Annotated in this window: 19 protein-coding genes and 2 pseudogenes; 11 read left to right on the top strand and 10 right to left on the bottom strand. The window is 68.4% G+C overall.

Annotated features, from left to right (window positions below):
• The first annotated feature begins 29 nt into the window (after positions 1 to 29).
• From HWX14_RS12125 to yddG, 3 genes are all read left to right on the top strand, one after another.
• Positions 30 to 1,715 (top strand): metallophosphoesterase family protein, encoded by a 1,686-nt coding sequence (locus HWX14_RS12125; RefSeq protein ID WP_175882933.1) that lies wholly within the window; start codon positions 30 to 32, stop codon positions 1,713 to 1,715.
• The gene (locus tag HWX14_RS12120) at positions 1,712 to 2,104 is read left to right on the top strand and encodes a hypothetical protein (RefSeq protein WP_244130206.1); all 393 of its coding nucleotides are present in this window, start codon (positions 1,712 to 1,714) and stop codon (positions 2,102 to 2,104) included. Before HWX14_RS12125 ends, HWX14_RS12120 begins: the two co-directional genes overlap by 4 nt.
• A gap of 184 nt (positions 2,105 to 2,288) precedes the next feature.
• A complete protein-coding gene (gene yddG / locus HWX14_RS12115) occupies positions 2,289 to 3,233 on the top strand; it encodes an aromatic amino acid DMT transporter YddG (RefSeq protein ID WP_279611814.1) in 945 nt (314 codons plus the stop codon).
• 72 nt (positions 3,234 to 3,305) lie between these two features.
• On the opposite strand, the gene HWX14_RS12110 is transcribed toward yddG, so the two are convergent.
• Positions 3,306 to 3,938 (bottom strand): LysE family translocator, encoded by a 633-nt coding sequence (locus tag HWX14_RS12110; RefSeq protein ID WP_175882931.1) that lies wholly within the window; start codon positions 3,936 to 3,938, stop codon positions 3,306 to 3,308.
• Positions 3,939 to 4,056: 118 nt separating this feature from the next.
• Entirely contained in the window at positions 4,057 to 4,953 is an 897-nt protein-coding gene (locus HWX14_RS12105) for a LysR family transcriptional regulator (protein WP_175882930.1), read from the bottom strand.
• A 538-nt stretch (positions 4,954 to 5,491) separates the two neighbouring features.
• Here HWX14_RS12105 and HWX14_RS12100 point away from each other — a divergent pair.
• Both HWX14_RS12100 and HWX14_RS12095 read left to right on the top strand, forming a co-directional pair.
• A complete protein-coding gene (locus HWX14_RS12100; protein WP_006478949.1) occupies positions 5,492 to 5,749 on the top strand; it encodes a hypothetical protein in 258 nt (85 codons plus the stop codon).
• 277 nt (positions 5,750 to 6,026) lie between these two features.
• A complete protein-coding gene (locus HWX14_RS12095) occupies positions 6,027 to 6,326 on the top strand; it encodes a DUF4148 domain-containing protein (protein ID WP_175882929.1) in 300 nt (99 codons plus the stop codon).
• A gap of 85 nt (positions 6,327 to 6,411) precedes the next feature.
• On the opposite strand, the gene HWX14_RS12090 is transcribed toward HWX14_RS12095, so the two are convergent.
• Both HWX14_RS12090 and HWX14_RS12085 read right to left on the bottom strand, forming a co-directional pair.
• Entirely contained in the window at positions 6,412 to 8,184 is a 1,773-nt protein-coding gene (locus HWX14_RS12090) for a GGDEF domain-containing protein (protein WP_175882928.1), read from the bottom strand.
• Positions 8,181 to 9,311, bottom strand: coding sequence for an extracellular solute-binding protein (locus HWX14_RS12085; protein ID WP_175882927.1), 1,131 nt, complete (start codon positions 9,309 to 9,311; stop codon positions 8,181 to 8,183). Before HWX14_RS12085 ends, HWX14_RS12090 begins: the two co-directional genes overlap by 4 nt.
• A gap of 136 nt (positions 9,312 to 9,447) precedes the next feature.
• On the opposite strand from HWX14_RS12085, the pseudogene HWX14_RS12080 reads away from it, so the two are divergent.
• The 4 genes and pseudogenes from HWX14_RS12080 to HWX14_RS12065 form a co-directional block, all read left to right on the top strand.
• Positions 9,448 to 9,695, top strand: a pseudogene (locus tag HWX14_RS12080) (MFS transporter); the annotation flags it as partial.
• Between the two features lie 129 nt (positions 9,696 to 9,824).
• Positions 9,825 to 11,258 (top strand): PLP-dependent aminotransferase family protein, encoded by a 1,434-nt coding sequence (locus HWX14_RS12075; protein WP_175882926.1) that lies wholly within the window; start codon positions 9,825 to 9,827, stop codon positions 11,256 to 11,258.
• Between the two features lie 92 nt (positions 11,259 to 11,350).
• Entirely contained in the window at positions 11,351 to 11,740 is a 390-nt protein-coding gene (locus tag HWX14_RS12070; RefSeq protein WP_175882925.1) for a hypothetical protein, read from the top strand.
• 103 nt (positions 11,741 to 11,843) lie between these two features.
• A pseudogene (locus HWX14_RS12065) lies at positions 11,844 to 12,057 on the top strand (DUF934 domain-containing protein); the annotation flags it as partial.
• A gap of 82 nt (positions 12,058 to 12,139) precedes the next feature.
• Here HWX14_RS12065 and HWX14_RS12060 read toward each other — a convergent pair.
• The 4 genes from HWX14_RS12060 to HWX14_RS12045 form a co-directional block, all read right to left on the bottom strand.
• Positions 12,140 to 13,420, bottom strand: coding sequence for a virulence factor family protein (locus HWX14_RS12060; RefSeq protein ID WP_175882924.1), 1,281 nt, complete (start codon positions 13,418 to 13,420; stop codon positions 12,140 to 12,142).
• Positions 13,417 to 16,011 carry a bifunctional lysylphosphatidylglycerol flippase/synthetase MprF gene (gene mprF, locus HWX14_RS12055; RefSeq protein ID WP_175882923.1) on the bottom strand — a complete coding sequence of 865 codons (2,595 nt, stop codon included), beginning with the start codon at positions 16,009 to 16,011 and terminating at the stop codon, positions 13,417 to 13,419. Before mprF ends, HWX14_RS12060 begins: the two co-directional genes overlap by 4 nt.
• A gap of 424 nt (positions 16,012 to 16,435) precedes the next feature.
• On the bottom strand, positions 16,436 to 16,870 hold the full coding sequence (locus HWX14_RS12050) for a hypothetical protein (RefSeq protein ID WP_175882922.1): 435 nt from the start codon (positions 16,868 to 16,870) through the stop codon (positions 16,436 to 16,438).
• Positions 16,871 to 16,949: 79 nt separating this feature from the next.
• Entirely contained in the window at positions 16,950 to 17,864 is a 915-nt protein-coding gene (locus HWX14_RS12045) for a LysR family transcriptional regulator (RefSeq protein WP_175882921.1), read from the bottom strand.
• Positions 17,865 to 17,969: 105 nt separating this feature from the next.
• On the opposite strand from HWX14_RS12045, the gene HWX14_RS12040 reads away from it, so the two are divergent.
• Positions 17,970 to 18,413 (top strand): heme-binding protein, encoded by a 444-nt coding sequence (locus tag HWX14_RS12040; protein ID WP_175882920.1) that lies wholly within the window; start codon positions 17,970 to 17,972, stop codon positions 18,411 to 18,413.
• A gap of 4 nt (positions 18,414 to 18,417) precedes the next feature.
• Entirely contained in the window at positions 18,418 to 19,194 is a 777-nt protein-coding gene (locus HWX14_RS12035) for an SDR family oxidoreductase (protein WP_175882919.1), read from the top strand.
• 48 nt (positions 19,195 to 19,242) lie between these two features.
• Here the strand turns inward: HWX14_RS12035 and HWX14_RS12030 are convergent, their stop codons facing one another.
• Positions 19,243 to 23,430, bottom strand: a complete 4,188-nt coding sequence (locus tag HWX14_RS12030) for a bifunctional nitrate reductase/sulfite reductase flavoprotein subunit alpha (protein ID WP_175882918.1) — start codon at positions 23,428 to 23,430, stop codon at positions 19,243 to 19,245.
• Positions 23,431 to 23,446: 16 nt separating this feature from the next.
• Complete coding sequence (gene nirD / locus HWX14_RS12025) at positions 23,447 to 23,794, bottom strand: nitrite reductase small subunit NirD (protein WP_175882917.1); 348 nt, start codon at positions 23,792 to 23,794, stop codon at positions 23,447 to 23,449.
• Between the last annotated feature and the right edge of the window lie 15 nt (positions 23,795 to 23,809).

The following is a 23,809-nucleotide window of genomic DNA, read 5'->3' as shown; positions in this document are numbered from 1 at the left end:
CTCGCGTCCCATCAACGAAAACACCGACCATGTCGAACCAGGACACTTCCCCCGATCAGCCGAACGAGCCGGCCGCTTCCGTGTCGCGTCGCGGCTTCCTGAAACTCGCCGGCGTTTCCGGCCTCGCCACCGCCGCCGGCGGGCTCGCGGCCGCCCGCGCCGCCGCGTCGAATCCGGACGGCACGCCCGAGCAGGTTCACCTGACGTGGGGCAACGACCCGACGTCCGAAGTCGTGATCTCGTGGGCGTCGCTCGCCGCGGCCGTCAATCCGCGTGCGCGCATCGTCGCCGACGGCGAGCCGGCGCGCACCGTGCACGGCGTCCAGCGCGTATACACCGACGGCCTGAACGGCGAGACCGTGTTCGCGTACCACGCGCGCGTGCACGGGCTGAAGCCGGATACGCGCTACCGCTACGAGATCACGGCCGACAACGACAGCAACGCCGCGCAGCCGTTCTCCGCGAATTTTTCGACCGCGCCGCGCGGCCGTGCGCCGTTCCGTTTCACGAGCTACGGCGATCTCGCGACGCCGAACGGCGCGTGGGTGCTGTCGTCGCCGCAGAGCCGCTTCGCGGTGCAGGCCGTCGAGCAGTTCCAGCCGCTGTTCCACCTGCTGAACGGCGATCTCTGCTATGCGAACCTGAACCCCGCGCACCAGCCCGAGGTGTGGCGCGATTTCGGCAACAACAACCAGACGTCGGCCGCGAATCGCCCGTGGATGCCGTGCCCCGGCAATCACGAGATCGAGTTCAACAACGGTCCGCAGGGGCTCGACTCGTACCTCGCACGCTATACGCTGCCGGAGAACGGCACGCACTTCCCGGGCCGCTGGTACAGCTTCCGCGTGAGCTCCGTGCTGTTCGTGTCGCTCGACGCGGACGACGTCGTGTACCAGGATGCCGCCGCGTTCGTCGGCGGCCCTGCGCCGCTCGTGCCGGCCGCGAGCACCGGCCGCCCGCCGATCGAGCCCGGCACGTCGTTCTACGTCCGCGGCTACAGCAACGGCGAGCAGACGCGCTGGCTCGAACGCACGCTGCGTCATGCCGCGCATGACGACGACATCGACTGGATCGTCGTGCAGATGCACCAGGACGCGCTCAGTTCATCGAAGACGGGCAACGGGTCAGACAAGGGCATTCGCGAAGCGTGGCTGCCGCTGTTCGACCGTTACGGCGTCGACCTCGTGCTGTGCGGCCACGATCACGACTACGAGCGCAGCTACCCGGTGCGCGGCTGCAATCACCGCGCGGGGGTCGATGCGAAAACCGGCGAAGTGGTCGAGACGCTGCAGCCGCGCCCGGTCGGCTCGAACGATCCGGACCGCACGAAGTTCGACACGAGCCACGGCACGATCCACCTGATCCTCGGCGGCGGCGGCACCAGCGCGCCGCTCGACGTGTACGGCGAGAACCCGTCGACCGGCTTTGCGCAGGCGAAGGTGTTCACGAAGCCGAACCGGCCGGTGCCGGGCACCGCGCCGAACACGTTCGTGCGCCAGCCGGCCGATGCGCTCGAGGATGCGGTCTGGTCCGCGCGCCGCGACACGGGCACCGGCTACGGGATCGCGGTGTTCGACCACGACCCGGGCAAGCCGGGCGGCCACACGACGATCACGATGCGCTACTACCACGCGCCGGGCGCCGATCAGCACCCGACCGCGCAGTACGAGCTGTTCGAGACGATCGAGTTGAGCAAGAAGCGGCGCGAGCGGTGATCGACGCATCGGGCGCCCGCTGCGGGGGGGCGCCCGATGCGTTACCGTGGACGGACGGAACGCACGGCGCGGGTGAGACTGCCCGCCTCGTACGCCGGTCCATGCAGATGAGTTTCGAATACCGCATTCACACGTCCCCTTCAGCCGACGCATTCGACGCCATCGCCAACGTGCTGCGGCAAGCGCATCGCGACATCGACATCGATCCACACGAACGGCGGCGTGAAATTCGCGATGCGGCCAGCGACTGGGCGCTGATCGATCTGTCGATCGAAGCAGCCGGTTTCCTCCTTGTCACCACGCTCGGCCCGACGCGGAACGCGATGCTCGACGCGATCGGACGTGCGCTGTCGGGAATCGGCGCATCGTGGCGTATCGACGACGCGTGATCGGCTCGCGCGACCGAATCGATCGTACATGCCAGTCCGGCTGCATCGCGGCAACGGCCGCGCCCCCGTAAAATGCGCGTTTCCGGCGCAATCCTCTCTTTGTATCGCCGCTCGCGATGAAGGCACGCGCGAGCCGATCTGAATCACCCGAAATCGAACCAGCATGTTGAAACAGGCAGCAAGCATCAAACGCAAGAACAAGGCAACGCTCATCGGGCTCGGCGCGGTGCTGTTATGGGCGTCGGTGGTCGCGCTCGTGCGCGGGGTCAGCGAAAGTCTCGGCGCGACCGGCGGCGCGGCGATGATCTATACGGTGGCGTCCGTGCTCCTGCTGTTTTCGATCGGCTTCCCTGACCTGAGCCGATTCCCGAAAAACTATCTGCTGTGGGGCGGATTGCTGTTCGTGTCGTACGAGCTGTGCCTGGCGCTGTCGATCGGCTATGCGAACAACGCTCGACAAGCGATCGAAGTCGCGATGGTCAACTATCTGTGGCCGAGCCTCACGCTGGTCGCCGCCATCGTGTTCAACAAGCAGCGCACGAACCTGTTGGTCGTGCCCGGCGTGCTGCTGTCGATGCTCGGCATCTGCTGGGTGCTCGGCGGCGACCAGGGGCTCGATCCGGCCCGCATGCTGCGCAACGTCGCGGACAATCCGCTCAGCTACGGCCTGGCGTTCTTCGGCGCGCTGATCTGGGCCGCCTATTGCACGGTGACCGCGCGCATCGCCGACGGGAAGAACGGCGTCACGCCGTTCTTCATGCTGGTCTCCGCGGTGCTCTGGATCAAGTTCGCGATCGAAGGCGGCGGCGGCATGACGTTCAGCCTGCATGCGGTCGTGTATCTCGTGCTGGCGGCGTCGGCGCTCGGCTTCGGCTATGCGGCCTGGAACACCGGCATCATGCACGGCAACGTGACGGTCATCGTCGGCGCATCGTACTTCACGCCGGTGCTCGCCGCCGCCCTCGCCGCGACGCTGCTGCACGCGCCGCTGTCGGCCGAATTCTGGCAAGGCGCATCGATGGTGTGCGGCGGCTCGATCCTGTGCTGGCTGGCGACCCGCGGCCGGCGTCGTGACGAGGCCGAGCCCGTGCCGATCGGCAAGGAGGCCGAAGGCAATTGCCACGGGTGACGATGCCCGGTGCCGTCGACGGAAGGCCCGATCGCAGCGGTCGGCTATGCGCCGAACCGCGGCCGACGCGCGCTAACCTTGCGATTCCAGCGCGATCCGCACGGCCAGCCCGGCCAGCACCGTGCCCATCAACCAGCGCTGAACCGCCGCCCAGAGCGGCCGCCCCGCGAGAAAACCGGCGATCGAACCGGCCGCGCACGCGATCAGCGCGTTGACGGTGACGCTCACCGCGATCTGCACGCAGCCGAGCGCCAGCGATTGCGCGAGCACGCTGCCGTGCCCGGGCACGATGAACTGCGGCAGCAACGACAGATACATCACCGCGATCTTCGGGTTCGCGAGGTTCGTGACGAAGCCCATCATGAACAGCCTGACGCGGCTGTCGTGCGGCAACTGCCGGACCTGGAACGCGGAGCGCCCGCCCGGCTTCAGCGCCTGCCACGCAAGGTACGCCAGATACAGCGCGCCGGCCAGGCGCAGCGCATCGTACGCATACGGCACGGTCATCACCAGCGCGGTGATGCCCACTGCCGCGCACACCATGTAGAACACGAATCCCAGCGCGACACCGCCAAGCGATATCAGCCCGGCGCGGCGGCCCTGGCAGATCGAGCGCGACACCAGATAGATCATGTTCGGCCCGGGCGTCAGCACCATGCCGAGCGACACGAGTCCGAACGCAAACAGGGTGGGCAACGCGGGCACGGCGCACTCCTTTGGGTCAACGATGACGAGATCAAAACAATATATTGCATCTCGACCATTATCGACATGAATAAACTGCAAGTGGCCCATGCGCGCCGTTCATCGTGCCCGCCGCTCGTTAGCGGCCCTTTTTCGCGCGCGTCCGGATCGTCTTTTCCGCCTTTGCACGTTGCGCGTCGACGAGCCGCACGAACTCATCGGCGACCGCATTGCCGGCGGTATTCCACGCCAATCGCACGGAGCGATGCAGCCGCGGCGACAGGGCCAGCACGCGGCCGCCGAACGGCGTGTACGTGAGCGTGATGCGCGGCACGATCGACACGCCCATGCCGGCCTCCGCCATCGACAGGATCGTGCGCATCTCGACCACATTGAATGCGGCCCGAAGCGGCGTGCCGCCGCGCGCGAAGTAATCCGCGATCACCGGCCCGCACCCCGCCTTCGAGAAAATGAACGGCGCCGCGGCCAACTGCCTGGCCGACACGCTCTTGCGGCCCGCGAACATGTCGTCGGCCGCCACCGCGACGAAATCCTCGTCGAGCAGCGGCAGGTTGTGCGCGAACGTCTTCGTGCCGGCCACCACGCCGACGTCGGCCGTCCCGTCGTCGATCCACTGTTCGACTTCGCTGTCCGTGCCTTCGAGCAGCACCGCCGATACGCCCGGGTGCATATCCTTCAACGCCTCGAGCGCGGGAACGACGAACGCCAGCGACACGCTCGGCAGCGACGCGACCACCAGTTTCCCTTCGAGCTTGCCGCGCGACAGGCTGAACTGCTGGCGCAGCATCTGCGCTTCCCGCACCACGCTCTGGACATACGGCCACAGGCGCTCGCCGGCCGCCGTCAGCACGACCGGCTGCCGGTCGCGCCAGAGCAGCTTGACCTGCGTGAGGTCCTCCAGCTCCGTCAGCGCGTGGCTGATCGCGGATTGACTGCGGCTGAGCCGGTCTGCCACGGCCGTCAGCGAGCCGAGTTCGACCACGGCAGCCAGGGCCTGCAACTGGGCAAGCGTCATCAGGTTTCCTTGTTCGGAGATATGTATGGCGCGCATGAGACGGCCGATTCCCTTGAATTATATTGAACTGGTGCAGCGATCACGCACCGGGCGCGAGCGGGATCGCGCATGCGTTCTGAAAGCTGCGACGCGTAGTATTCGCACACCCGGCGTATCGCCCAGCCGACAGCGCGGACGATACGCGACCGGCTTTGCTGCGCATACGCCGATGTCGACGCCAGCGTTGTCATGTTTTCAGAGGCACGAAATGGAAACCTATGTGTTGCTGGGCTGTGGATTGGGCCTCGGCCTGTTGATCGCGATCTGGGGTATCTGGTCGCTCCGATGACACGCGGCGGCCCGTCCGCGCGCAAGGAATCCGTATGGAGAAGGACGGGAAACTGTAGTGTCAGTGAACGATTCGGGTTCACTTGATTCGCAGTCCGATTCAGCCTGCCATTGCCGGCACCCCAATCCGGTGGCTGCCTCAACCGCCCGGCGCGTAATACGTCCAGCATCACGCCCTGCTCCATTCCCGAAGACGCGTTAGACTATTCGGATGGAACAATGCCGTTATTGCCAGAGAATCCGCGATGAATGGGATTGCCACGGAGACGAATGCCGCCGGGCAATCGCCAAGGCGCTGCGCCGGCAGCGCGCGGGCCTGCCGATGGTCCCCGATCGCATCCGCAACGAACTGCCGTCCGGCGCGCCGACCCAGCAGGTGATTGCCGTCCTGTCGCGCCAGCGGCTGCGCGCGCGTCGCGGCAACGAGGAACGCCGCGAGCGCAAGGAAATCGACGACGACGGGGTCTGATCCGGCAGCCTGTAGTCCCGCGCCCCAGCCGCGAAATGCTTCGCCGGTCCTTTGCCGCCGGGCGCACACCCGTGCGCGGCATCCGCCCCTCACTCTCCCGCCGTTTCCCGCAATACAGCATGGGGACGGAACACGTTTTTCTCGAAATTATTACTCCCGGCGCAACGATCTTTCACTCAAATTCACGTTTACCCTAGGTGAACCGGCTCCTACGATGTAATCAACCGCTGACGACATGGTGTCGAACGCGGAAAGCCAATAAACATCGGAGGTCATCATGAAATCGCTCGTTTCCGCAGTCGTTGCCGCCGTCGCCCTGTCCGCCTCGTTCGGCGCATTCGCCCAAAGCACCGTGACCCGCGCCGAGGTGCGCAACGAACTGGTCCAGCTCGAACATGCCGGCTACAAGCCGAGCCAGTCGAGCCCGTACTACCCGGCCGACATCCAGGCCGCGCAAGCCCGCGTGCACGGCGTCGACAACAGCGGCTTCGGTTCACAACCGGCTGCGACCGTCGAGGGCGGCGCACCGGTCGTCCGGGCACAAAGCCCGCGCGACTCGGTCTACTTCGGCCACTAAGCGCGCCGCTGCACGCCCCACGCGTGCAGCCCCGCGCAGACGACGAGCCCGTCCCGCGACGGGCTCGTCGCGTTTTGACCCGCCGTCAGTGGCCGCCGCCCGACGCGACGCGGCCGGTCTCGTCAGGCACGCCGCCGCGGACCAGATCCTGATAGCGCACGCACACGCATTGCGCGGACGCCTTCGCCGCGTACATCGCCGCGTCGGCCTTGACGAGTAACTCCTCGGCCGACGCGCCGTCTGCCGGAAATTCGCTGACGCCGATGCTCGCGCCGACGGCCATGCGCCCTTCGTCGAACTCGAGTTCCTCGGCCATCACGATCTGGATGCGCGTCGCGACATCGCCGATCACGGCCGGTGAACGCACGTCCGAAATCAGCACGACGAATTCGTCGCCGCCGAGCCGTGCGACCATGTCGCCGCCGCGCAGCACGTGGCTCAACCGCTTCGCGACCGCGACGAGCGTGCGGTCGCCGGCCGAGTGCCCGTGCTGGTCGTTGATCTGCTTGAAGCGGTCGAGATCGACGAACATCACCGCCAGCCCCTCGCCCACCGCGGCCGCATGCCGGATCGCGGCATCGAGATGCTCCATGAACAACAGGCGGTTCGGCAGGCCGGTCAGCGGGTCGTGACCGGCGAGGTGCGTCAGCTCCAGCTGCTTCGCGCGCAACATCGCCATCTGCGTGCGGATCTCGACGCGCATGCTGTCGAAGCAGCGCGCGAGCACGCCGATCTCGTCGGCCCGCGCAACGGGCAGCCGTTCGGTGGCCGGATCGTCGAACACGTGCGTCGCGGCGCGCGCGAGCGTCTGCAGCGGCCGCGTGATCGCCCGCGCGAACAGGATCGCGAGGATCACCGCCAGCACGCTCGATACGAGCACCATCCTGACGATCCGTTCGCCCAGCATGCCGGCCGGCGCGAGCACGTCCGCGAGCGGGCGCGCCATCCCGAGCACGACGAAGCGGTTGCCCTCGTCGTGCCCGAACGGCGTGCGCACGAACGCGAACATCTGGCCCGGCGCCTCGTCGGGCTGCGCGAGCCCATTGAGCGTCACGCTGGTGCGCCCGCTGTCGAACAGCGCGCGCGTGACGGCAAAGCGGTCCTGCATCAGCACGCGCCGGCCGCGATCGAAACCGAACGTCTGCGCCGGATCGGGATGCACGAGGAAATCGCCCCACTCGTTCGCGAGATAGACCGCATAGTCGTCGGGCAGATCGCGTTCGAGCCGGTCGAACACCCGCGAGAGTTCAACGTCGACGACGAGCGCGCCGACCGTCTGGCCCGACGCGTCGACCACCGGCGTGCCCACGCGCAGGATCGGCAGCCCTTCCGCCGCATGCGATCCCGTCTCGTGATTGATCACGATCGGCGACAGGTAGATATGGCCGGGGGCCGTCGCGAGCGTATCGAATACGTAGGAGAACTGCCCTTTCTCCTGGAACGCGCTTTCGGGCAGCACGACGATGCCGCGCGCATCGCGATCGAGGCGAATCCGTTCGATCCCGAAATGCCCGCTCGCGATCAGGCGGATCTGCAGGTATTCCGCGTGATTTCTCATGAAGCTGTAATACACCTGCTCGAGCCGAGTGCGTCGCGTATTGTCCGGATTGTCGCCGCCCGCGACGGCGGCGGACGACGGCAACTGCGCGAGCACGAGCGCATCGTCGGCCACGTCGGAGAGCGCGGTCGTGAAGCGCTGCCCGAGCAGTTGCGTCGACATCAGCAGACTGTGCTGCGCTTCCTGCACGAGCATCGCGCGGTTGGCGCGATACGCGTAGTAGCCGGTCGTGCCGGACGCGATCACGCCGATGCACGCGAACAGCACCGACAGCTTCGACGTGAGCCCGAGCCGGATCATTTTTCGAATCGCTCCGGCCGATCGCCCGACACGATGCGGCTCCACAGCGACTCGCGGCGCGCGATGTCTTCCACGGGATGAAGCCACACGAGATGCTGGTGCCCGGTATCCAGGCCGCGCGGCGGCTCGAGCGTGTTCGCGAGCCCCTGCCGCTCGGTCAGCAGCGCGCCGATCGCCGGTTCGAGCATGTAGTTGATCCATGCGGATGCAAGCTCGGGACGCAGCGCGCCGCGCGTGACAGCCCAGCAATCGAGCCACGCGAGCGCGCCTTCGTCCGGGATCACGTAGCCGACGTCCGCGCCGGCGCGACGCAACTGCTCGACCTGCTGCGTGCCGTAGTTGCCGAACATCAGCGCCGCGCGATGCTGGACGAACAGCGCGGTCGCTTCTTCAGGCAGCGTGTAGTACGTCAGCAGGTTGCGGCGCAGGTCGATCAGCTTGCGGGCCACGGCAAGCGTCTGCGCGGGCGACAGGCGGAACGGATCGGGATAGCCGAGCGCCAGCGCCGTGAACGAGAAATTGTGCTGCGCGCTGTTGAAGTCGAGCACCTTGCCGCGATAGCGCGGATTCCACAGCTCGCGCATCGAGCGCGGCGCGGCCGGCACCTGCTTGCGGTCGTAGATCAGCCCCATCGACGAATACGTGAACGGGATCGCATAGGACGCGCCGTCTTGCACGAGGCCGCCGATCGTCGCGAGCTGCTGGAAATTCGGCAACTGCCGCCGTCGGTTCGGGATGCGCGACAGGTCGATCGGCGCGAGCAGGTGTTCATGCGCATAGCGCTGGATTTCGGCCGTGTTCGCGGCCAGCACGTCGTACGGCGGCGGCGAAGCGCTGTGCATGCGCGTCCACAGCGCTTCGTCGGAATCGACCAGCGTCACCTCGACGCGCACATGAAACTGCGCCTCGAAGGCGCTGACGATATCGCTGTCCGCATAACCGGGCCAGGCCAGCACGCGCAGCACGTTGTCGTTGACGGTTTCGGGAGAGGCGGCGAAGGCCGGCGGAGCGGATGCAAGCAAGCCGAGCGTCAATATGACAAGCAGCGTGCGCACGGCGCCGCAGGCGCGCGTGCGTGCACCGATTCCCCTGATCAATCGGACCCCGCGTGAATCGCCCGGCTGCATTCGACTGTCCTTTTTCGAGTCGATGCGATATCTCGCAACGAGACCATAAAACGGTCGGTCACGCAATCGGAACAAGCCGCACATCGCGCATATTCATCGGACTCACGGCTGAATGCGACCCATTCCGTGGGCCCGCGTCGGGATCGCGCCGACGCCCGCGCACGTCGCATCGCTCGGCGGCATCCAGAACTTCGCGGGCAATCTCGGGGGAGCTTCATCACGGCCTTCGCCGGCGTGATGCTGTCGATCACGAAAAGCGCGTTCGTCGTGCCGCTCGCGGCGGCGGACGCGCTGTCGTACCTGTTTGTCGTCGGCCAGGTCGCGCCGTTGCCGCTGCCGCCGCGCGGCAGCAGCGGGCCGAATGTCGAGCCGAACCCGGCCTGACGCAGCGGGACGGCGCGGCCGAAACACCCGCGCTTTCCTTTTCGGGCCGTGCATCGGACAATGAGCCGCGCCCGCCGGCGCGGTGTCGCTCCAGCCCGCGTAAGGCGACGACGCGCCCCGTCCACGCCGATGAAACGCTACGAAACCCTCGCCCATACGATCGCCGACGACATCCGCAACGGCAACCTCGCCGTCGGCACGCGCCTGCCGTCGCTGCGGCAGATCATCGCGCAACACGGCGTGAGCCAGTCGACGGTGTTTCGCGCGTATTACCTGCTCGAACAGTGGGGGTTGATCCGCGCACGCGAACGCTCGGGCTACTACGTCGCGCCGGGCGCCCAGCCGGCCGCGAGCCCGGCGACGCAACGCCGAGCGAGCCGCGCCGGCGCCTCGCGCAAGGTCGACATCAGCAGCCTCGTGTTCTCCGTGCTCGATGCGGCGACGCAGCCCGGCATCGTGCCGCTCGGTTCCGCTTTCCCCGCGCCGCAGCTGTTTCCGCTGCCGCGCCTGGCGAAGTCGCTCGCGCAGGCCACGCGGCTCGTGAGCCCGTGGAGCACCGTTGTCGACCTGCCGCCCGGCAACGAGGCGTTGCGCCAGCAGATCGCGCGGCGCTATCTCGCCACCGGCATCGCGCAGCCGATCGACGAAATCGTCGTCACGAACGGCGCGCTCGAGGCGCTGAACCTGTGCCTGATGGCCGTCACGCGGCCGGGCGACGTCGTCGCCGTCGAAGCGCCGGGCTTCTACGCGGCGCTGCAGGCGATCGAGCGGCTCGACCTGCGCGCGGTCGAGATTCCCGTCGATCCGCGCACCGGCCTCGATCTCGCCGCGCTCGCGAACGCGCTCGACCGGCACGACATCCGCGCGTGCTGGTTCATGACCAATTTCCAGAATCCGACCGGCGTCACGCTGACCGCCGAAAAAAAACGCGCGCTCGTCGAATTGCTCGCGGCGCGCAACGTGCCGCTGATCGAGGACGACGTGTACGGCGAACTGCATTTCGGCCCCGACTATCCGCTGCCCGCGCGCGCGTTCGACCGGCACGACCTCGTGATGCACTGCAGTTCGTTCTCGAAGACGCTCGCGCCCGGCTACCGGATCGGCTGGGCCGCCGCCGGCCGGTTCGCGGAGAAGGTGCAGCGGCTCAAGCTGATGACGACGCTGTCGGCCAGCATTCCCGCGCAGGCCGGCATCGCGAACTATCTGGAGCACGGCGGCTACGACCGGCACCTGCGCAAGCTGCGCGGCGCGCTGCACGCGCAGCTCGACCGGATGGACGACGCGCTGCGGCGCTGGCTGCCGGCCGGCGTCGAATGGGTGCGGCCCGACGGCGGGTATTTCCTGTGGCTCGCGTTTCCCGATGCGATCGACGCGATGGAGCTGCATCGCCAGGCGATCGAACGCGGCATCAGCTTCGCGCCGGGCCCGCTGTTTTCGGCCGCGCACGGCTTCGAGCGCTGCGTGCGCGTGAACTTCGGCCATCCGTGGAGCCGCGACATCGAGCGCGCGATCCGCGTGCTCGGCGAACTGGTCGCGCAGCCGTCGGTTCGCAAGGCGGGCTGATCGCGTACCGCGCGTGCCGCCTTCGTCATGGCCATGCAGCCGATCCGCACGCGGGTTACATTGCGGGTCCTGCCGCCCCTTCACGATTGCCCATGAGCCAACTGCCTTACCTCGATCACGACGCGCTGCTGAAACTGACGGCCGAAGCGGCGCACGTCACGCAGCCGTGCACGTGCACGAAGACCTCGCTCGCCGGCTGGACGACCCTGCCGCTGTCGCTGCCGGACACGCAACTGATCGAAGTGGCCACGCTCGCACCGCCCGGCGAGGAAGAGCCGACCTACGCGGAATATCATCCGGCCGGCACGCGCTACGCGTCGGACGACGCGCCGATCGCGCCGCGGCATTTCCCGTACAACCGCTGCACCGTCAGCCAATGCCGCGCGTGCGGCCGCCTGTTCCTGCGCTACCAGGAAGGCGGCGGTTACTTCATCGACCAGCGCATCCGCGCGCTCGATCCGGCGCGCGTCGTCGACGCATGATCGCGTCCCCGGGCATGCTCGCGTGCCCGTACGTCTGCCGGCCATCTGCTTGCTGCGCCTGTTTCGTCCCGGTCTGCCGCGTGTCCCGCCGCAGCGCATTCCGCTGCGCAAGCGCGACGGCTTCGTCGGCAACCGGCGACGTCCTGGTCGACCCGTTGCTGCTGATGGAACGCACCGCGTTATCGAGCGCGGTGCCCGACAACGACACCGATCTCGCGGCCGCACGGCCGCAACTCGACCGGTTCCCGGGCTTCTATCCGCGCAATGCGGAAACGACCCTGCCGCCGCGGGACGCGGCACCGCCAGCCGGAAAATGAAACGGGCGGCTCGCTGGCCGCCCGTACGATGAACCGGAAGCAAACCGGCCGACGCCCGCCATCACGCGGGCGCCGCCGGCATTCAGCGCGCCGCCACCGGCTTGCCGAACCCGCCGAGGATCTTCTTCTCGAGCGCGATGTAATCGCGGCCGAAGTGGTGATCGCCCTGCGTCTTGATCACGTCGGTGCCCGTGTTCGCGAGCGCCGGGCACATCGTGTCCTTCTCTTCCGCGCCATAGAAGCACTGCACGAGCGACGGCGGCACCTTCGCGATTTCCGGCGCGACCTTCAGCGCCTTGTCGCTCGCGGGCATGCCGAGCCAGCCCGTCACGCGGATCTGGAAATCGGCCGACGGCGCGAAGCCGAGCAGCGACATCACCGCGACCTTGTCGCGCAGGTCGGCCGGCAGCCGGTTGTACGCGAACGGCATCACGTCGGCGCCGAACGAGTAGCCGACCAGCGCCACGCGGCTCGCATGCCAGCGCGCCGTGTAGGTGCGCATCACGCGGGCCAGATCGCGGCTCACCTGTGCGGGCGGCTTCTCGCTCCAGAAATAACGCAGGCTGTCGATGCCGACCACCGACACGCCGTCGCGCTGAAGCGCCTCGGCGATCGTCTTGTCGAGGTCGCGCCAGCCGCCGTCGCCCGAGATCACGATCGCGAGCCGGTCGCTGCCGCCCTTGGCCGGCAGCTCGACGAGCGGCAGGTCGGACACGTCGAGCTCGTCGCTGCTGCTGGTGTCGCGCAGGTGCGACGTGACGAGCGACACGAGCTTCGCGGTGTCGCCCGCGGCCGCCGTTTCGACGAAGCCCGGCATCGCGCGGCGCACGATCGTCGGATCGGGCGGGCACGGCTTGAAGCGCGGATCGAGCTTCGCGGCCGGGCCGACCGCGACGACGCCGGCGATCGTGTTCTCCGGCGCCATCGCGAGGATCTGCTTCGCGATCGCGCCGCCCTGGCCCACGCCCGCGACGATCGGCGTGAAATAGCGCGACGATTGCGCGAGACGTTCGAGCTGATGGCTGACCGCCTCGGCGTCGCCGTCGAGGTGGTGACAGGTCTCCTGCTTCGCGGCGAGATTCGCCGCGTAACGTTCGGCATCGACGCCGACCGTCATCGCACCGGCTTTCGCGAGCGCGTCGGCCGCCTGCTGATCGGTGGCGCTCCAGCCGGCCTCACGCGAGAACAGCACGACGAAACCGCGCAGCGTCCCGCTCGGCCTGGTCACGGTCACGGGCCCGTAGCGGCCGCCGGATACGGTTTCGGCTTTCACGGCGGCCGGCTGCGCGGCGCACGCGGCGCCGGCCAACATCATTCCCGCGCAGGCGGCTGCCGCCCGCGCGATACCCTTCTTCAACATCATGAACGCCGACCTCCAGCCAGCAATGACAGATCCGCGAGCGTGACGAACACGCCGACCGAGCCCGAGGCCGCGAGATAACGCGGCTCCCAGTGCGGTTCGAACTTGCTCTTGAAAGCGCGCAAGCCGCGGAAGTTGTAGAAGCGGCCGCCGAAGCGCCAGACCATCAGGCCGAGCCGGTGGAACGGCGACGGCATCTTCGCCGCCCCCATCCCCGAGAACGGCGCGATGCCCAGGCTGAGCTTGCGGAACCCCGCTTCCTTCAGATGCAGCGCGAGCTGCGTAAACAGATACTCCATCGCGTAGGGCGAAGCGTCCGGCAGATGGCGCATCACGCCGACCGTCGCCTCGGTGTTGAGGTCGGTCGTCATGAACGTGACGAACGCGATCGGCTTGTCGGCCTGCCGCACCAGCATCACCGACTGCGTCGACAGATAGCCGTCGTGAAACGCGGCAACCGAGAAGCTCTTCTCGCGCGCATCGCGGCTGTCGAGCCAGCCGTCGGAGATGTCGCGCAGCGCCGGCAGCGCGGCCGGCACGTCGCCCGGCGCGATCACCTCGACCGTCAGCGCATCCTTGTCGCCGCGGCGCAGCGCGTAGCGCAGGTGCGAACGGTTCGATCCCTTCAGGTCGAACTGGTCGAGCGCGATATGCGCTTCCTCGCCGAGCTTCATCAGCGTGAGCCCTGCGTCGAGATACAGCGGCAACGCGTTCGCGCGCACCTGGTAGAACGCCGCGCGGCCGCTGTGCGCATGCGCGAGCGCGATGAACTTGCTGATCAGCGCGGGCCACTCTTCGCGCGGCCCGACCGGGTCGTGCAGCGCGGCCCACGTACGGCCGTTCTTCGCGTACATCAGGAACGCGCGGCGCGATTCGGAAAACAGGAACGACTTGTCGCCCATCAGCGCGAGGCCCGCGTCGCTGCATTCCTGCGCGCGGATGATCTGCTCCGCGTCGATCAGGTCCTGCTCCGCGGGCTTCACGAAACGCCCGGGGGCCGGGCGCAGCAATTGCCACAGCGCGAACAGCGCGACGAACACGCCGGACGCGAGCGTCGCGCGCAGCGCCCGCGGCGCACGCGCATCGAACGAAAAATGCGACCACAGATCGCGCGTGTAAGGCACGTCGCGGAACGCGAAGAACAGCACCCACACGGCCAGCATCAGCACCATCGCCACCGACACGAACCAGCTCACGGTGAAGCGCTCGGCGAGCAGCGACGAATGACGGTTGAACCGGCGGCGGCTGACGAGCAGCAGCACGAGCAGCGTGCCGAGCACGCCGGCCTCGACGAACGCGAGGCCCTTGGCCAGCGACAGCGCGAGGCTCGCGAGCGTCAATGCGAAGGTCATCCACCACGCGCCGTCGAGCCGGCGCAGCAGCCCGCGCGCGACGAACAGCAGCGCGACGCCGAGCACGCTGCAGATCACCTGCGAGCCTTCGAGCACCCACAGCGGCACGATGTGGCGCAGGATCGCGATCCGGTGCCAGAACGCGGGCGTCGCGCTCGAGATCACCAGCATCCCGCCGACCGCGAACGTCACGAGGCTCAGGAACACCGGCGCGAGCTGCGACACGCGCACGGCCTGCCGCGTCACGAGCCGGCGCCGCAGCGCGCGGCCCTCGAAACCGGCCAGCAGGCCGGCCGACAGCACGAGCGGCACGCCGAAGTAGATCGCGCGATACGCGATCAGCGCGGCGACCATCGCGTGCGCAGGCACCTCGCGACCGAGCGTGAAGACCATCGCGGCCTCGAACACGCCGATCCCGCCCGGCGTATGGCCGATCATCCCGAGCAGCAACGCGGCCGCGTAAACGGTAATGAAGGTCGGGAAGCCGACGGGCGCCGCCGGCAGCAGCACCCACAGCGTCAGGCCCGCGGCAACGACGTCGAGCACCGCGTAGACGACCTGCGCGACGAGATCGCGCCGCGCCGGCACGTCGAACGACAGCCATTTGAAGCGCGTGACGACCGGGCGCGCGGTGTTGCCGCACAGCACGACCAGCGCGGCGAGCGCGACGAGCAACGCTGCGCCCGTCCACGTGAGCACGCCGGGCGCGACGTGCAGCATCGCGGCGAGCGCCTCCGGCACGCAGACCATGCCGACCGCCGTCATCAGCACCATCGCGAGCGCCAGCGTACCGCTCGTGAACACCGTCATCCGGCCGATCTGGGCGGGCGTGACACCCGACACGCCGTACACGCGGGCGCGCACCGCGCCGCCCGTCAGCGCGCCGAAGCCGGTCGCGTTGCCGAGCGCGGAACCGGCAATCGCGCCGATCCACAGCGCGACGCGCGGCACCTTGGCCGCGACATAGCGCAGGCCAACGGCGTCGCGGGCGACGAGCGCGAGATAGCTGAGGGCCGTCGCGGCCAGCGACGCGCCCCACTCGCCGACGGACATGTGACGCAACTGGCGGATCACCGAGCGGTAGTCGACGGATTCCGACAGATGCTGGAAAACCACGATCAGCAGCAGGCCGATGCCGAGCGCGAGCAGCGGCGACAGCACGCGCTCGTTGCGGATCAGCGCCCGGGCACGGGCGATCACCGCCTCGGCACGGCCGGGCGAACCAGAGTGGCGGGAAGACATAACGTGTTCAGTGGTGGTGCATAGCGTGTCGCGGCGCGGGTTGGCCCGGCGGCGACATATCTGTTGTTCTGCATGGGCGGCCGGCCGACGACGGGCTGGTGGCGCCTGGATCAGAACTTACGAGTATACGGAACTTATATTACAGAATCTTTCACGTGGCCTTTGTGCGGATTTGTGGTTTCTCGCGCATCAAAACGCATAAAGAAACCGTGCGTCCCACGAACGCAAGGTGCGCATCATACCGGGAACCGGCGTGGTTTTTTCATCAGATGAATGACTTGTGATGCATTTGGGAGGAATCTGCCGCGCCGCGCCCGGCGGCTGAGGACGAAAACGCGATGGCGCGGTGCGTTCCGGAACGGGAACGGGGTAATTCGGTGCGCCCACCCGGCGCACCACGGGTGCGGAAATACGCCACTGCGCGTCACTTCGCCCGCTCATGCTCCCCCAACCCGATCGCCTTGTAGTCGTAGGTCGGGTAGAACTCCGTCCGGTACGCGCCCCAGGCCGTATCCTCGAGCACACGATTGACCTCCCGCACCCGCGACGCCGGCAGCCGCAGCACGACGATCTGCCCGATTCCCATCGTCACCGTCCAGCTCACCACCTCGACGCCCGGCGGCGGAAACGCCTTGTAGAACCCCTGCTTCGCAAGCTGCGCATTCAGCTCGGCGAGCGGGCGCGACTGGTCGTGTTTCAGGAAGACGGTCAGCAGCACCGCGTTGTCGGGCGTCGCGACAGCCGTGCCGGCCGGCACCGTCGACGTCTGGCCGATGGCCGGTGCGCTGCAAACCGTGACGGCCGCCAGCGCAGCGGCAATCATGAACGTTCGAATCGGAACATGCGGGAATACGATCATCACGCGACTCCATGGCTTCGTGGGGGGAGCCGCCATCATGCGCCGCCGGACCCATTGCTGCAGCGAGCGGCCGACGCGCTTACGCCGCGTCCGCGCCTTCGCGCTCGCGCAGCACGTCGATGAACGCGCGCAGCTTGGCCGGCATGTGCTTGCGATTCGCGTAGTACAGCCACATCGGCGGCAGCGTGCGGCACGCGCCCGGCAGCACCTCGACGAGCGTGCCGTCGCGCAGGTCCTGCTCGATCCGCTCGCGCACGAACGCGAACGCGATGCCGATACCGGCGCGCGCCGCGTCGATCACCGCATCGTCGTCGTTCGTCACGAACACGCCGTCCGGATCGAGATCGACGTCGCGTCGCCCGTCGCGCAGCAGCCATTTATGCAGGCGTCCGCTTTCCGAGAACCGGAAACGGACGCACGCATGATGCTCGAGCTGCGCAATCGATTCCGGCACACCGTACCGCGCCAGATAGCCGGGCGACGCAACCAGTGCACACGTCAGCGCAGGCGCGATCCGCACGCCGATCATGCCCGGCTGCAATCGGTCGGCCAGCCGAATCCCCGCGTCGAAGCCGTCCTTCGCGATGTCGACGAGTTCGTTCTCGTAGCGAATTTCGAGCCGGACTTTCGGATAGCGCTCGCGGAACGTGGCGAGCACCGGCGCGATCACGAGCAAGCGCGCGAGCGGCAGCGCGGTCACGCGCAACAGCCCGTTCGGCTCGCTGCGCGCATCCTTCAGTTCGTCCCGCGCCTGCATGACCTGCCGGTATGCCGGCTCGGTCTGCCGCCGGTAGCGCTGGCCGGCTTCGGTGAGGCTCACGCCGCGCGTGCTGCGGTTGAACAGCTTCACGTTCAGCTCGCCCTCGAGCTGCCCGATCGCCAGGCTGACGGCCGCCGGCGTCAGGCCGAGCGCGGCGGCGGCCCGCGTGAAGTTGCCGGCCGTCGCGACGGTCATGAACACGTGCAGGCCGGCCATCGGATCGCGTCTGCTCATCGTCTGTCCATCATTAAAAAAACTTGAAACTGCTTCGAGCGGAATACGGATTCTCCCATATACCGCAACTGCCTACACTGGCGCTGTCGTCCCTCGGAGACTCGCATGAACCCGCTCACTGCCTCACTCCCGCTGCCGCTCGCCGTCGCCCGCCGTACGATCGATGCGGCGCTCGCGCATGCCGCATCGCTGCAGGTGGCCGGCGTCGCGATCGCCGTCGTCGATGCCGGTGCGAACCTGCTCGCGTTCGTGCGCACCGACGACTGTTTTCTCGGCGCGATCGATCTCGCGCAGCGCAAAGCGCTGACGGCGGTCCGCTTTCGCGCGTCGACCGGCGCGCTCGGCGCGATGTCGGGCGACGGTCCGCTGCGCGGCATCGAACACAGTCACGGCGGGCTGGTCACGTTCGGCGGCGGCGAGCCGCTCGTCGACGGCGCCGGGCGCTGCGTCGGCGCGATCGGCATCTCGGGCGGCAGCGTCGACGAAGACGCCGCGATCGCGCAGCACTGCCGCGACCTTTTTCAGGCAACCCTTCACTCCACAAGGTAAGCAGATGGCACAGAAACGCATTCTCATCACCGGCGCGGGTACGGGCTTCGGCCGCGAAGTCGCGCTGCGGCTCGCCAAGCGCGGCCACGACGTGACGGCCGGCGTGCGCACGGCCGTCGAGATCGACGCACTGACGGACGCCGCCGCACAGCGCGACACCGCGTTGCGCGCGGTGAAGCTCGACGTCACGTCGGCCTACGATCGCGCGCGCGCCGCCGAACTCGAGATCGACGTGCTCGTGAACAACGCGGGCGTCGGCGAAGCCGGCGCGCTCGTCGACCTGCCGATCGAGATCGTCCGCGAGCTGTTCGACGTGAACGTGTTCGGGCCGCTCGAACTCACGCAGCAGATCGCACGCGGGATGCTCGCGCGCAAACGCGGCAAGATCGTGTTCGTGTCGTCGATCGCGGGGTTGATCACGGGGCCGTTCACCGGCGCGTACTGCGCGTCGAAGCACGCGATCGAATCGGTGGCCGAGGCGATGCACGCGGAGCTGGCGCCGCACGGCATCCGCGTCGCGGTCGTGAACCCGGGCCCGTATCGCACCGGCTTCAACGACCGGATGATGGAAACGACCCAGCGCTGGCACGATCCGGCCGTGCATACCGTGACGCCCGAGCGGCTGACGTTCCCGCTCGAACAGCATGACCCGGAGGAAATGATCGCGAAGATGGTCGACGTGATCGACAGCGACGGCGGCGCGTTCCGCAACCTGCTGCCGGCCTCGTCGGAAGCGTTCGTGCGCGCCGAGCAGGCGCGTGCGTGGGAACGGCAGCAGTAACCCGCAACGAAGCGGCGGGCCAACGCAACGGCCCGCCGCTCACGCGATTCAGTACACGTCGCGCATGTACCGCCGGGCCTTCGAAAGCCGCGCGACGTAGTCGTTCGCGGCTTCGTCCGACATGCCGCCGTGCTTCGCGACGATCGCCTTCAGCGCCGTATCGACGTCCTTCGCCATCCGCGCGGCGTCGCCGCACACGTAGAAGTGCGCGCCTTCCTCCAGCCATGCGAACAGCTCGGCGCCCTGCTCGCGCATCCGGTCCTGCACGTAGACCTTGTCGGCCTGGTCGCGCGAGAACGCGAGATCGAGCCGCGTCAGGAAGCCGCTGTCGCGCATCGCGCTCAGTTCGTCGCCGTAGTAGAAGTCGGTCTGCGCGTGCTGCTCGCCGAAGAACAGCCAGTTGCGCCCGCGCGCGCCGCGCGCCTGCCGCTCGTGCAGGAAGCCGCGGAACGGCGCAACGCCGGTGCCCGGGCCGACCATCACGATCGGCACGTCGCCGTTCACCGGCGGCCGGAAATGCGCGGACTTCTGCACGAACACGGGCACGCGGCCGTCGTCCGCGCGATCGGCGAGGAACGTCGACGCGACGCCTTTGCGCGCGCGCCGGCCGTTGTGATAGCGCACGGCCGACACGGTCAGGTGAATCTCGCCCGCGTGCGCGCTCGGGCTCGACGCGATCGAATAGAGGCGCGGCTGCATGCGCTTGAGCATGCCGACCAGTTCCGCGCCCGACAGCTCGACCGGGTATTCGTGCAGCACGTCCGCAAGCTGTTGCCCCCACAACCATTGCTTGAGGTCGGCCTTGCGGTCGTCGCCGAGCAGCGATTTCAGCGCGCCGTTCGCGCTGTGCGACGCGATGAAGGCCAGCGTGTCCGGATGCGGGCGCGTGATGTCGAAGTGGCGCGCGAGCGCATCGCCGAGCCGGATATCGCCGACACCGGGCACCGACACGGGCGCGTCGGCCTTCAGCGCTGTGACGGACAGCAGTTCGTCGACCAGTTCCGGGCAGTTGGTCGGCCATACGCCGAGCGCGTCGCCGGTTTCGTATTCGAGGTTCGCGCCCTGGGTCGACAGCGATACATAGCGCGTGTCTTTTGCCGCGCCCGGCCGGTTCAGCCGCAGGTTCGCGACGAGCTTCGACGGCGCCGGGTGCGCTTTCGTCGGCAGCAGCCCCGACGCGCTCATCCCGCCGGACGGCACCGCGTGCAGCGCGGCATCGGCCTCCTTGATGCGCGCGACGACGCGCTCGAGCCACTGATCGGCATCGTGCTGGAATTCGACGTCGCAATCGACGCGTGCACACAGGCGCGCCGCGCCGAGTTCCGCGAGCCGTGCGTCGAGCCGGCGGCCGTGACCGCAGAACTGGTCGTAGTTGCGGTCGCCGAACGCGAGCACCGCGAAATGCACGCCGTCGAGGCGCGCGGCGCTGCCGGCCTGCAACGCGTCCCAGAACTCGCTGCCGTTGTCCGGCGCATCGCCGTCGCCGAACGTGCTCGTCATCAGCAGCACGTATTGCGCAGCGGCCAGCGACGCGACCGGATAGTCGGACATGCACGCGGTGCGGATCTCGAAGCCCGCGTTCATCAGCTTCGTCGCGTAATCCTCGGTCAACGATTCGATGTTGCCGGTCTGCGACGCCCACAACAACGTGACCTTCGGGCGCGGGCGCACGATGCGCACGCCGCCGGCGGCAGCGGCGTCGGCCGGCAGCGCGGGCGCCGCGGCGCTCTGCGCACCGGCCGGCAGCGAGCGGCTGAACAGCCCCGCGAGCATCCCGTCGAGCCAGAACCGCACGGGCGGCGTCAACGGCGCGCCGGCCGGCAGCACCGGCACGCCGCCTTCGCGACGGCCGGCGCTCGCCTTCAGCCCGCTGACGAGGCCGGCCACGTACAGCCGCTCGGTGTCGGTCAGTGGCGGCGGCGCGAGATCGGCGACGCCGAGCGCGGCCGCGAAAGTGTCGAGGTCTGCCATGTCGGATTCCTGTGAAGCCGCGATCGGCGAGATCGCAGGCGCGGGCGGTGCATCGTCCTCGCGCGCGGCGGCGCGCGCCGTGTCGTCGTCGGTCGACGCGAACGCGTCCGTATCGACCCGCGTCAGCGCGACCGCGCAGTATTTCAGTTCGGGTTGCTGCGATTCCGGGTCGATCGCGTCGTTCGTCACCGCGTTGATGCACAGATCGTCGCCGTACACGTCGTTCCAGTGCATCGGCGCGAAGCAGTTGCCGCGCCGCACGCGGTCCGTCACGACGGCGGGCAGCACCGCGCGGCCGCGCGCCGAACGGATCTCGACGCTGTCCTTCGCGGCGATGCCGAGCGCCCTTGCATCGTCCGGGTGCAGTTCGACGAACGGGCGCGGGTTGAGCTTGTTCAGCATCGCGACCTTGCCGGTCTTCGTCATCGTGTGCCACTGATGCTGCAGCCGCCCGGTGTTCAGCACGATCGGGAACGTGTCGTCGGGCAGCTCGGCCGGATCGACGTGCGGCCGCGCGAAAAAGCGCGCCTTGCCCGACGGCGTCGGGAACGCGATGCGCGGGGCGTCGCGGCCGTCGGCTGCTTCGCGCAGCGTCTGGCTCACGCCGTCGTTCAGGTAGCGGATCGGGTGCCGCTCGCGCGCGGCGCCCGGCGCGACCGGCCACTGCACGGGCCCGTCGCGCAGCGCCGCATGGCTCGCGCCGCGCAGGTCGTAGCCGGTCGCCGGATTCGAGAAACGGACGATCTCGTCGAACACGTCGGCCGCCGACGCATAGTCGAACGCATCGCCGAAACCCATTGCGCGCGCGACTTCCGCGACGATGCGCCAGTCGGGCAGCGCGTCGCCGGGCGGCGCGACCGCCGCGCGCATCAGCGTCATGTTGCGCTCGGAATTGATCATCACGCCGTCGCCCTCGGCCCACAGCGCGCCGGGCAGCAGGATGTCCGCGTAGCGATTGGTCTCGGTGTCGAGGAATGCGTCCTGCGCGATCACGAGTTCCGCCGCCTGCAGCCCGGCGATCACGTTGCGCCGGTTCGGCACGGTCGCGACCGGGTTCGTGCAGACGATCCAGCATGCCTTGATGTCGCCGGCCGCCATCCGCTCGAACAGGTCGACCGTGCCGTTGCCGGTGTCCTTGCGCAGCGTGCCGGCCGGCACGCGCCACAGGTTCTCGACGAAGCGGCGGTCGTCGTCGGACGCCACCGAGCGCTGACCCGGCAGCCCCGGCCCCATGTAGCCCATCTCGCGCCCGCCCATCGCGTTCGGCTGGCCGGTCAGCGAGAACGGCCCGCTGCCGGTGCGGCAGATCTTGCCGGTCGCGAGATGCAGGTTGCAGATCGCGTTGGTGTTCCACACGCCGTGCGTGCTCTGGTTGAGCCCCATCGTCCAGCAGCTCATCCATTCCTGCGCGTCGCCGATCCATTGCGCGGCGGTGCGGATGTCGGCTTCCGCGAGTCCCGTGATTTCAGCGACGCGCTCCGGCGTGTAGTCGGCGAGAAACGCGGGCATCGCGTCCCAGCCTTCGGTGTACGCATCGATGAACGCGGTATCGGTGCGCCCGTCCGCGTGCAGCAGGTGCAGCAGCCCGTTGGTCAGCGCGAGATCGGTGCCCGGCCGGATCTGCAGGAACAGGTCGGCCTTGTCGGCGGTGCCGGTGCGGCGCGGATCGACGACGATCAGCTTCGCGCCGGCCTTCACGCGATCCATCATCCGCAGGAACAGGATCGGGTGGCAGTCGGCCATGTTCGCGCCGATCACGAAGAACAGGTTCGCGCGATCGAAATCCTGGTACGACCCGGGCGGGCCATCCGCGCCGAGCGACTGCTTGTAGCCGGTGCCCGCGCTCGCCATGCACAGGCGCGAGTTCGACTCGATGTTGTTGGTGCCGACGAAGCCCTTCGCGAGCTTGTTGACGAGGTATTGCGCCTCGATCGACATCTGCCCCGACACGTAGAACGACAGCGCATCGGGCCCGTGCGTATCGAGCACCGCGCGCAGCCGCCGCGCGGTCTCGGCGATCGCGTCACGGGCCGGCAGCGGCACGAGGTCGTCCTCGCGCGCGCGCCGCACGAACGCGCGGTCGAGCCGCCCCGAGCGGCGCAGCGCGACGTGCGCGGACGAACCCTTCGTGCACAGCCGCCCGAAGTTGGTCGGATGGTCGGCGTCGCCGGACACCTTGACGACTTCGCCGTCCTCGACGTGCAGCACCATCCCGCAGCCGACGCCGCAGTACGGGCACACGCTCTTGACGGAAGTGGCGGTCATGCGTGCTCCGGGGCGCTCAGGCCGCGATCCATACGAAGCCGTCCTCGACCCGCGACGGATACGCGTTCACCGATTGCTCGGGCGCTTCGAGGCATTCGCCGGTGCGCAGGTCGAAATGCTGCTTGTACAGCGGCGACGCGACCACGACGCGTTCGCCGAGGCTGCCGATCAGCCCGCGCGACATCACGGCGGCCTGCGACACGGGATCGACGTTGTCGATCGCGAACACGCCGTCTTCTTCGGCGTGCGCGACGTGGAACACCGCGACCTGCTCGCCGTTGACGAGCGCGCACACGCCGGTGTTCGGCACGATGTCGTCGAGCGGGCACACGCGGGTCCAGGACAGCGGAAGACGATCGTTCATGATGGGCTCCTTGGA

Origin of the sequence: Burkholderia sp. BCC0044 (assembly GCF_902832955.1) — a bacterium.
In the GTDB taxonomy this organism is placed as follows: domain Bacteria; phylum Pseudomonadota; class Gammaproteobacteria; order Burkholderiales; family Burkholderiaceae; genus Burkholderia.
The sequence above is the reverse complement of the archived record's forward strand: the minus strand, read 5'-3'. Positions and strand labels throughout refer to the sequence as shown.

What these genes read in the sequence shown, in the direction of transcription:
- mprF (WP_175882923.1), bottom strand. Translation starts at nt 16,011, where the DNA reads ATGTCTTCCCGCCACTCTGGTTCGCCCGGCCGTGCCGAGGCGGTGATC.
- HWX14_RS12030 (WP_175882918.1), bottom strand. Translation starts at nt 23,430, where the DNA reads ATGACCGCCACTTCCGTCAAGAGCGTGTGCCCGTACTGCGGCGTCGGC.
- HWX14_RS12060 (WP_175882924.1), bottom strand. Translation starts at nt 13,420, where the DNA reads ATGATGTTGAAGAAGGGTATCGCGCGGGCGGCAGCCGCCTGCGCGGGA.
- HWX14_RS12085 (WP_175882927.1), bottom strand. Translation starts at nt 9,311, where the DNA reads ATGCAGCCGGGCGATTCACGCGGGGTCCGATTGATCAGGGGAATCGGT.
- HWX14_RS12095 (WP_175882929.1), top strand. Translation starts at nt 6,027, where the DNA reads ATGAAATCGCTCGTTTCCGCAGTCGTTGCCGCCGTCGCCCTGTCCGCC.
- HWX14_RS12090 (WP_175882928.1), bottom strand. Translation starts at nt 8,184, where the DNA reads ATGATCCGGCTCGGGCTCACGTCGAAGCTGTCGGTGCTGTTCGCGTGC.
- HWX14_RS12075 (WP_175882926.1), top strand. Translation starts at nt 9,825, where the DNA reads ATGAAACGCTACGAAACCCTCGCCCATACGATCGCCGACGACATCCGC.
- HWX14_RS12040 (WP_175882920.1), top strand. Translation starts at nt 17,970, where the DNA reads ATGAACCCGCTCACTGCCTCACTCCCGCTGCCGCTCGCCGTCGCCCGC.
- HWX14_RS12100 (WP_006478949.1), top strand. Translation starts at nt 5,492, where the DNA reads ATGGAACAATGCCGTTATTGCCAGAGAATCCGCGATGAATGGGATTGC.
- nirD (WP_175882917.1), bottom strand. Translation starts at nt 23,794, where the DNA reads ATGAACGATCGTCTTCCGCTGTCCTGGACCCGCGTGTGCCCGCTCGAC.
- HWX14_RS12105 (WP_175882930.1), bottom strand. Translation starts at nt 4,953, where the DNA reads ATGACGCTTGCCCAGTTGCAGGCCCTGGCTGCCGTGGTCGAACTCGGC.
- HWX14_RS12050 (WP_175882922.1), bottom strand. Translation starts at nt 16,870, where the DNA reads ATGATCGTATTCCCGCATGTTCCGATTCGAACGTTCATGATTGCCGCT.
- HWX14_RS12070 (WP_175882925.1), top strand. Translation starts at nt 11,351, where the DNA reads ATGAGCCAACTGCCTTACCTCGATCACGACGCGCTGCTGAAACTGACG.
- HWX14_RS12045 (WP_175882921.1), bottom strand. Translation starts at nt 17,864, where the DNA reads ATGAGCAGACGCGATCCGATGGCCGGCCTGCACGTGTTCATGACCGTC.
- HWX14_RS12125 (WP_175882933.1), top strand. Translation starts at nt 30, where the DNA reads ATGTCGAACCAGGACACTTCCCCCGATCAGCCGAACGAGCCGGCCGCT.
- HWX14_RS12035 (WP_175882919.1), top strand. Translation starts at nt 18,418, where the DNA reads ATGGCACAGAAACGCATTCTCATCACCGGCGCGGGTACGGGCTTCGGC.